At 65.7% G+C, this 8996-nt stretch carries 7 protein-coding genes; 6 read left to right on the forward strand and 1 reads right to left on the reverse strand.

Going from position 1 to position 8996, the window contains the following annotated elements:
• Nucleotides 1–64: 64 nt before the first annotated feature.
• Nucleotides 65–1147, reverse strand: a complete 1083-nt coding sequence (gene queG / locus ACVOL0_RS12185) for a tRNA epoxyqueuosine(34) reductase QueG (RefSeq protein WP_481549344.1) — start codon at nt 1145–1147, stop codon at nt 65–67.
• 23 nt (nt 1148–1170) lie between these two features.
• Here queG and ACVOL0_RS12190 point away from each other — a divergent pair, with 23 nt between their 5' ends.
• The 6 genes from ACVOL0_RS12190 (at nt 1171) to ACVOL0_RS12215 (ending at nt 8886) form a co-directional block, all read left to right on the forward strand.
• Nucleotides 1171–2643, forward strand: coding sequence for an NAD(P)H-hydrate dehydratase (locus ACVOL0_RS12190; RefSeq protein WP_481549345.1), 1473 nt, complete (start codon nt 1171–1173; stop codon nt 2641–2643).
• A gap of 8 nt (nt 2644–2651) precedes the next feature.
• Entirely contained in the window at nt 2652–3131 is a 480-nt protein-coding gene (gene tsaE, locus ACVOL0_RS12195; protein WP_481549346.1) for a tRNA (adenosine(37)-N6)-threonylcarbamoyltransferase complex ATPase subunit type 1 TsaE, read from the forward strand.
• Between the two features lie 80 nt (nt 3132–3211).
• Nucleotides 3212–4807: an N-acetylmuramoyl-L-alanine amidase gene (locus tag ACVOL0_RS12200; RefSeq protein WP_481549347.1), complete on the forward strand. Its 1596-nt coding sequence runs from the start codon at nt 3212–3214 to the stop codon at nt 4805–4807.
• Between the two features lie 340 nt (nt 4808–5147).
• Nucleotides 5148–7013, forward strand: coding sequence for a DNA mismatch repair endonuclease MutL (mutL, locus tag ACVOL0_RS12205; RefSeq protein WP_481549348.1), 1866 nt, complete (start codon nt 5148–5150; stop codon nt 7011–7013).
• Nucleotides 7013–7954, forward strand: a complete 942-nt coding sequence (locus ACVOL0_RS12210; protein WP_481549349.1) for a DUF1684 domain-containing protein — start codon at nt 7013–7015, stop codon at nt 7952–7954. Before mutL ends, ACVOL0_RS12210 begins: the two co-directional genes overlap by 1 nt.
• Nucleotides 7951–8886, forward strand: coding sequence for a TraB/GumN family protein (locus ACVOL0_RS12215; protein WP_481549350.1), 936 nt, complete (start codon nt 7951–7953; stop codon nt 8884–8886). Before ACVOL0_RS12210 ends, ACVOL0_RS12215 begins: the two co-directional genes overlap by 4 nt.
• Nucleotides 8887–8996: the final 110 nt, after the last annotated feature.

Raw genomic sequence — 8996 nt, forward strand, 5'->3', positions numbered from 1 at the left:
CAGCGGAGCTGACGGCCCCTATCTTACGGGAGCGACTGCGCTGGCCGGCGATATCGGAATGGGGTCAGGGCTTCTGCGTGGCGTCGGCATGCCGCTGCAAGGCCCACTGCACATGTTCGCGCACCACTTCGGATGCATGCGTCTGGCGGCTTTGCAGCGCTTGCCTTGCGGCGGGAGAGGGCGCGACATTGCCCAGCGCCACGGCAATATTGCGCAGCCAGCGTTCGTGGCCGCTGCGACGGATGGGACTGCCCTCGGTGCGGCGCAGGAACTCGTCTTCTTCCCAGGCGAACAGCTCGGGCAGGGTGGCGGTATCCAGATTGTTGCGGGCGCGGAAGTCGGGCTCGTCGGTGCGCCGGGCGAACTTGTTCCAAGGGCACACCAGCTGGCAGTCATCGCAGCCATAGATGCGGTTGCCCATCAGTGGGCGCATTTCCAGCGGAATCGCGCCTTCGTGTTCGATGGTCAGGTAGGAGATGCAGCGGCGTGCGTCGAGCCGGTGCGGGGCGATGATGGCGGCGGTGGGGCAGACATCGATGCAGCGCGTGCAGCTGCCGCAATGCGCGGTGGCTGGCACATCCACCGGCAATGGCAGGTCAACGTAGATCTCGCCGAGGAAGAACCAGGAGCCGCCGTTGCGGTCGATCAGGCAGGTGTGTTTGCCGATCCAGCCCAGCCCGGCATTGCGCGCGAGTGCGCGCTCCAGCACAGGAGCTGAGTCGACGAAAACCCGGTAGCCGAATTGCCCGATCTCGCCGGCGATGCGCTCGGCCAGCTTCTGCAGGCGGTTGCGCATCAGCTTGTGGTAATCGCGGCCCAGCGCGTAGCGCGCCACATAGGCGCGCTCGCCATCATTCAAAGTTGCCCAGGCTTCGGCATCGTCCTTGTGACCGTAATCCAGACCAACCGAGATCACCCGCAGCGTGCCGGGCAGCAGTTCCTGTGGGCGTGCCCGCAAGGTGCCGTGGCGCGCCATCCATTCCATCGTCCCGTACAGGCCTTTGCCCAGCCAATCGGCCAGATGCGCTTCATCCTCGCCCAGCTCGATGCCGCTGACCCCGCAGCGCTGGAAGCCTGCCTCACGGGCAAGCTGGCGGATGCGCAGCGACAACTGCGCCGGATTTGCGGCGGTAACGGCTTCAGACATGGCGCAAGTATAGAATTGCCGGCATGTCAGAGCCCGTCGAATTGTTCGATATCACCGCTGCCCGCCAGATTGATGGGCAAGCGACCGCTGCCCTGGGCGGCGATGCTTACCTGCTGATGCAGCGCGCCGGCCACGCCGCGTGGCAGACCGCGCTGCAGTATTGGCCGCAGGCGCGGCGTATCGTGGTGGTGTGCGGGCCGGGCAACAACGGCGGCGATGGCTATGTGCTGGCCCGTCACGCCCGCCAGTCTGGACGTGATGTCAGTGTGCTGCACCTGCCGGAGGCGTCGCCGCGCACGGCCTTGGCGCAGCGCGCCTGCACCGACTATCTGGCGGTTGGCGGTCACGTTGAGATCGCGTCGCATTGCCTGCAGCAGGCCGATCTGATCGTCGATGCGCTATATGGCATCGGCTTCAGCCGTGCGCCAGATACCGAAGACGGCGCCCTGATTGCAGCAATGAATGCTGCTTCTGCGCCGGTGTTCGCGCTGGATGTGCCCAGTGGCGTTGATGCGCTCAGCGGTAACGTGGCCGGCGCGGCGGTGCGTGCGGCGCGGGTATTGCAGTTCATCGTGCCGCATCAGGGCCTGCACACCGGTGCGGCGCTGGAGCATGCCGGGCAGCGCTTGCTGGCTGATCTGGAGGTGCCGGCTGTCGCATTCGAGGGTGTCAGCGCGAGCGCGCTGCGCTGGGCCAAGCCGCAGTTGCTGCGGGCTCTGCCGCCGCGTCGGCTCAATACCCATAAGGGCGAATCCGGGCATGTGCTGTGCGTCGGCGGCAACCATGGTAGCGGTGGCGCGGTGATGCTTGCTGCCGAGGCTGCGCTGCGCGGTGGTGCCGGTCTGTGCAGTGTGGCGACACGCGCACTGCATGTGGCGCCGTTGTTGGCGCGTTGTCCAGAAGCGATGGCGCATGCCGTCGATAGTTCCGAGGATTTCGCGCCATTGCTGGCACGCGCCACTGTCATCGCGCTTGGGCCCGGACTGGGCCAGGATGATTGGGCGCATGCCTTGTGGTCGGCGGTGCTGGCCAGCGGCAAGCCGCTGGTACTGGATGCCGATGGTTTGAATCTGCTGGCCGCCGATCCACGGCCGTTGCCGCAGGCGATTCTCACCCCGCATCCGGGCGAGGCCGCGCGCCTGCTCGGTACCGATACCGCCAGCATCCAGCGTGATCGCTTCGGCGCAGCGCATGCTTTGGCAGCGCGCTATGCGGCAGTGGTGGTGCTCAAGGGCGCCGGCACGGTGATCGCCGCGCCGGGGCAGTTGCCGCGGGTGATTGCCGCGGGCAATCCGGGCATGGCGGTTGGCGGCATGGGCGATCTGTTGACCGGCGCTATCGCCGCCGTGTTGGCGCAGGGCCTGTCGCTGTTTGATGCAGCCAGTGCCGGTGCCTTGCTGCACAGCCTGGCCGGTGACGCAGCGGCCAGCGAAGGTGAGCGCGGGCTGCTGCCACGCGATCTATTGCCGCACCTGCGGGCGCTGGCCAATCCATAATGTCTCCCATGATCGAATTGTCCTTGCCCCACCCCGAGAGCACCGACCTGCTGGGTCAGGCCTTGGCACAGACCCGGCCCGCGCAGGCGGTGGTTCACCTGCAAGGTGACCTTGGCGCTGGAAAATCCACCCTGGCCCGCGCCCTGCTACGCGCGCTGGGCGTGCTGGGGCCGATCCGCAGCCCCACTTACACCTTGATCGAACGCTATCCGCTGGACAGCGGCGAGGCCTGGCATCTGGACCTGTACCGGATCGGCAACGCCGGCGAGCTGGATTTCCTCGGTCTGGACGACGCCAGCGCCGACCTGTGGCTGATCGAATGGCCCGAGCGCGGGGCAGGCGGGCTGCCGCCGTTGGATCTGATGGTTGCGCTGGAGATCGACGGCCATGGCCGTCGTGCGCAGTTGCAGGCACATAGCCCGACCGGTGAAGCTTGGCTGCAGCGGTTGCGCAAAACGGAGTACTTGCAGGGGCTTTCTGCCCTGTAACAACAGGAAGTTACGGCAGGTTGCGGATTATTAAGGGAAAAAATGTTGCAATTACCGAAATCCGGTGATTGAATCCGCTCATGACTACGGGAAACCGCCTGTTTGCATTGTCTGTCGCCGTCGCCGGCCTGTGTCTGGCCAGCGCTTCCGCGTGGGCCGGTGAGATCCGTGGGCTGGGTTTGAGCGCTGGCGCCACCGGCACCCGCGCCGAGATCCAGCTCGCCGGTGGTGGCAGCTACAAGACCATCAGCCTGGCCGGCCCCAACCGTTTGGTCATCGATTTCCCCGATTCCACCGGCGTGCGCGGCCTCAAGATGCCGGCGGCCGTTGGTGTGGTCACCGCCGTGCGCACTGGCAATCCGGTGCCGGGCACATTCCGTATCGTGTTTGATCTGGCCGAATCGGTGGCCGCGTTCAAGCCGCAGATGCAGGGGCAGGGCGCCGAATCCAAGTTGCTGATCGAGTGGCCGGGTGAAACCGCGCCGCGCGTGCCTGCTGCAGTTGTTGCCAGCACGCCAGCGGCATCCGTAGCGCCGGCCGTTGCCGCGGTGAATCCCGAGCAAGCGCGTGCCGAGGCGGCGCGCGCAACGGCGGCGTTGACAGCCGCGGTGCGCCAGCAGGCAACCACGCCGCCGGCTCCAGTCCAGAGTGCCCCGAATCCTGCACCCGCGCCGGTAACCCCGGTCGCAGCTGCAACGGGCAGCCCATCGGCGGGGTCGTCGGTGTCTTCGCCAGCAGCCATTCTCAGCGGTCAGGGCACCCCGGTCCGTACGACGATTGCCACCGGTGTGCCGACCCCGATCACCCGCCCGGCTGAACCTGTCGTTGCTGCACCGGTTGTGGCGGCGGAAACGCCTGCACCACGTCCGGCCATGCCAAGTGACGCGTCACGAATTCGCATGGCACCCGGCATGCGTAATCTGGTGGTGGCCATCGATCCGGGCCACGGTGGTCAGGACCCGGGTGCTGTCGGGCCCACCGGCAAGCGCGAGAAGGACGTGACGCTGGCCGTCGCACGTGAGCTGGCCCGCCAGGTCAATGCCACGCCGGGGCTGCGCGCCTACCTGACCCGCGACACCGACGTATTCATCCCGTTGCCGATGCGCGCGCAGCGTGCGCGTGCGGCCAAGGCTGACATCTTCATTTCGATCCACGCCGATGCGGCCGAAAATCGCTCGGCGACGGGTTCTTCGGTTTATGTGCTGTCTACCAAGGGCGCATCCTCGCAGCGTGCGCGTTGGCTGGCGGACAAGGAAAACTCGGCCGACCTGATCGGCGGCGTCAGCCTCAACCGCACCGAGGGTACCTTGGCCAACGTGCTGCTGGATCTGGCCCAGAGCGGCTATATGAAGGCTTCCGAAGATGCGGCGGGGCATGTGTTGGGTGGCCTCAAGCGTATCGGCAACAACCACAAGCCCAATCTTGAACGGGCCAATTTCGCTGTATTGCGTACCTCCGACATGCCGGCGATGCTGGTCGAAACCGCCTTCATCTCCAACCCGGATGAAGAGCGCCGTCTGATCGATCCGGCCTATCAGCGTCGCATTGCCGGCGCGGTGCTGGATGGCGTGCATACCTTCTTCAGCCGTCAGCCGCCGCCGGGCACCCTGTTCGCCGCCCGCGCCCAGGCGGAGATGGATGCTGCAGCTGGCACTGTTGCTGGTGGTAGCAAGTAAGTCTGCGCTTGCTTTGAGCCCCTCTCCCCGCGGGAGAGGGGTTGGGGTGAGGGCAGAGCGAAACAGCGGCGGTGCACTGGCAGTTCATTTCCGGCCGCTGCGGGCGGAGTCGCTGGCGGGCGCACCCTCATCCGCCCCTTTGGGGCACCTTCTCCCGAAGGGAGAAGGGAGTGGCTCGCGGCCGCTGCGGCGCCTCCGGCGATGGCGATTGGCCAGCACCAGTCTCGGTGTTCGGCCCGTGCTCGGCTATCATCGTCGGCATGCATGAAGTCAGTCTGATCCCCCGCCAAACCTCGTTCCCGTGTCGCGCCACAGCCCCGCTATTGACCGGCGGTGCGGCATGAATGCGATCCGTCCGCTGCCGGAAATCCTGATCAACCAGATCGCCGCCGGCGAAGTGGTCGAGCGGCCCGCCTCGGTGGTCAAGGAGCTGGTCGAGAACGCGCTCGATGCCGGTGCCACGCGGGTCGATATTGATCTGGAAGAGGGCGGTGTACGCCTGATCCGCATCCGCGACAACGGTGGTGGTATTGCCGCCGAACAGCTGCCGCTGGCGGTGTCGCGCCATGCCACCAGCAAGATCGCCAGCCTGGACGATCTGGAATCGGTGGCCACGCTGGGCTTCCGTGGTGAAGCCCTGCCGTCGATTGCCTCGGTCAGCCGCTTCACCCTGGCCTCGCGGCGTGCCGACGACGAGCACGGTTCGGCGTTGCAGATCGAAGGCGGCAAGCTTGGCGACGTCACTCCACGTGCGCACGCGCCGGGCACCACGGTGGAAGTGCGCGAGCTGTTCTACAACGTGCCGGCGCGGCGCAAGTTCCTGCGTGCCGAGCGTACCGAGCTTGGCCATATCGAAGAATGGCTGCGCTCGTTGGCGCTGGCGCGTCCGGATGTGGAGCTGCGTGTTTCGCACAACGGCAAACCTTCGCGCCGTTACAAGCCGGGCGATCTCTACTCGGATGCACGTCTGGGCGAAACCCTGGGCGAGGACTTCGCACGCCAGGCGCTGCGCGTGGACCACAGTGCAGCCGGTCTGCGTCTGCATGGCTGGATCGCGCAGCCACAGTATTCGCGGGCCAGTTCCGATCAGCAATACCTCTACGTCAACGGCCGCTCGGTGCGTGATCGCAGCGTCAGCCATGCGGTGAAGATGGCCTACGGCGATGTGCTGTACCACGGTCGACAGCCGGCCTACGTGTTGTTCCTGGAGCTTGACCCGACCCGGGTCGACGTCAATGTGCATCCGGCCAAGCACGAAGTGCGCTTCCGTGATTCGCGATTGATCCATGATTTCGTCTATCGCACCTTGAAGGATGCACTGGCGGAAACCCGCGCCGGCATGGAGCCTGCCGCAGCGCAGGCACTTCCTGCGGATCCACAGGCGCAGGCGGCACCAAACTACGCTGGCGCGGGCGGCTATTTGCTCTCGCGTCCCGGCGGCAGCGCGGGCGGTGGTGGTGGCAGCGGCAACTGGCAGGCACGGCAATCGCCGCTGGGCCTGCAGGTGGCTGATGCGCCATCGGCGTATGCCGCCCTGTATTCGCCGGCTGAGAGCGGTGCCGAGGTGCTGCGCCAGACCGATAGCGGTCCGTCATTGCCACCCACCTCCAACGATGCTGGCGTGCCGCCGCTGGGCTATGCGATCGCCCAGTTGCACGGTATCTACATTCTGGCCGAGAACGCCGAAGGCCTGATCGTGGTGGACATGCATGCCGCCCATGAGCGCATCGGCTACGAGCGCCTGAAGAACGCGCATGACGGCATCGGCCTGCATGCGCAGCCGCTGCTGGTGCCGATGACCCTGGCGGTAGGCGAACGTGATGCCGATACCGCTGAACGTGAGGCGGCCACCTTGGCTGCGTTGGGTTTCGAGGTCACCCGTTCCGGCCCCGGCTCGCTGCATGTGCGCAGCATTCCAGCATTGTTGGCCAATGCCGAGCCGGAAGGCCTGCTGCGCGATGTGCTCGGCGATCTGCGCGAGCACGGCCAGAGCCGGCGCATCGCCACCGCGCGTGACGAGCTGTTGTCGACCATGGCCTGCCACGGCGCCGTGCGTGCCAACCGTCGACTGACAATTCCCGAAATGAATGCCTTGCTGCGCGACATGGAAATCACCGAGCGCTCCGGGCAATGCAATCACGGCCGCCCGACCTGGGCGCGCTTCTCCTTGGCTGAAATTGATCGCTGGTTCCTGCGGGGGCGTTGATGAAACACATAGTGGGGAGCGTGGCTCTGGTTGCCGCGATGTTGCTCGGTGGCTGTGGCGATGATGCGCAGAATGCAACGCAGGCGGCGAAGGTCGCGCCTGCTTTCGCGCACGACAATGCGCTGTGGCGCGAACAACGGCTGACCGAATTGTTGGCTCCGGATGGCTGGACCAGCTTGGTTGGGCTGCACTGGCTGGATCTGAAAGCGCATTACATCGGCAGCGGTAGCACCAGTGGTATCCGCTTGGCGGTAGGGCCGCCGCGCATGGGGCTGGTCACACGCGTAGGCAAGGCATGGTTCTTCGCGCCCGAGCCTGGCGTGTCGGTGAAGGTTGATGGGCAGGTGGTTAAGGGGCGTATTCCGTTGCACAGCGACCATGCTGAAACGCCGACGCTGATCCGCTTCGACGATGACAAAGGCAGTTTGAGCCTGATCGAGCGGGGCGAACGCTTTGGCTTGCGGGTGAAACACGCCGACGCACCGGCACGGCTGCACTTCACCCACCTGGATTACTGGCCGGCGGATCCGAGCTGGCGCATCACCGCGCGGTTCGTGCCGCATGACGTCAATAAAACCATTCCGATTGTTGATATCACCGGGCTGACCACCGAGCTGGCCAATGCCGGGGCGATCGAGTTCGAACGTGACGGACGGACTTGGCGGCTGGAAGCATTGGGCGATGTTGGCCGTCCGCTGCAGGTGATCTTCGCCGACCGCACCAGTGGTCGTGGCAGCTATGCGGCTGGGCGCTACATCGATCTCGATGTGCCGGATGCAAAAAGCCAGGTGGTGATCGATTTCAATCGCGCCTACAACCCGCCGTGCGCCTTCACCCCGTTCGCTACCTGTCCTTTGCCGCCGCCGGAGAATCGCCTGGACATGGCAGTGGAAGCCGGTGAGAAGGCCTATGCCAAACCCAAGCAGGAGCCAGCAGCATGAATTGGATCAAGCGTGCAGGCATGTTGTTGGCGACCAGCTTGTTGGTTGCCGCGCCGCTGCTGGCAAGCGCAGCTTCGCCCAAGCCGGCGCCGAAGCAGCCACCGGTACCGCTGCTGTGGAAGGTCAGTGGGGCACAGGGGAGTGAGCTGTATCTGCTGGGTTCGTTCCATCTGCTCAAAGCAGATGACTATCCATTGTCCAGCGATGTGGATCGCGCATTCACCGCTGCACAGCGTTTGTTGTTCGAACTGTCACCGGAGGAGATGAACTCCCCGCAGCTGGCGACGCAGATGATGCAGGTGGCGATGCGCCGTGACGGCCGCCAGCTCAAGGATGATCTTGATGCGGCCACCTGGCAGCGGCTTGAACGGTGGGGTACGGCCAACAACATGCCGGTTGACCGTTTGGCCGGGCTCAAGCCCTGGTTCGTTGGCCTGACCATCAGCATTGCGCAGATGACGCGGCAGGGGCTGGATCCGAAGTCCGGCCTGGATCGGCATCTGATGGACCGCGCCGCACAAGCCAACAAGCCGGCCATGGGCCTTGAAAGCGCGGCCTCGCAGATCACCATGCTCGACAGCATGAGCATCGATGAGCAGCGTCAGTTGTTGCGCGAAGCCTTGGAGCAGGTGGACAAGGGGGATGAACAAAGCCGCCAGCTGCATGACGCCTGGCGGCGCGGCGATGACGTGATGTTGTGGCGGGACATGGCCGCGCAGATGAAGCGGGAGTATCCGGGGCTGTATCAGCGGATCAATGTGGACCGCAACAATGCCTGGTTGCCAAGTCTGCAGCAGTGGCTGCAGCCCGGACGCGGAAATACGCTGGTGGTGGTCGGTGCACTGCACCTGCTGGGCAGCGATGGGGTGGTCGAGAAGCTGCGCGCGCAGGGCTACAAGGTCGAGCGGATCTGCAGCGCCTGCAAGCGCTGAGTCCTTTGGCTTTGCAGCTTTTGTGGGAGCGGCGGGGGGGGGGGGGCCGGCGGCGCGCCCGGAGCACCCGCGCGCGGGGGGGGGGGGGGGGGGCGGCGCCCCGCCCAACA

The sequence above is a fragment of the Stenotrophomonas sp. STEN021 genome (assembly GCF_056760175.1).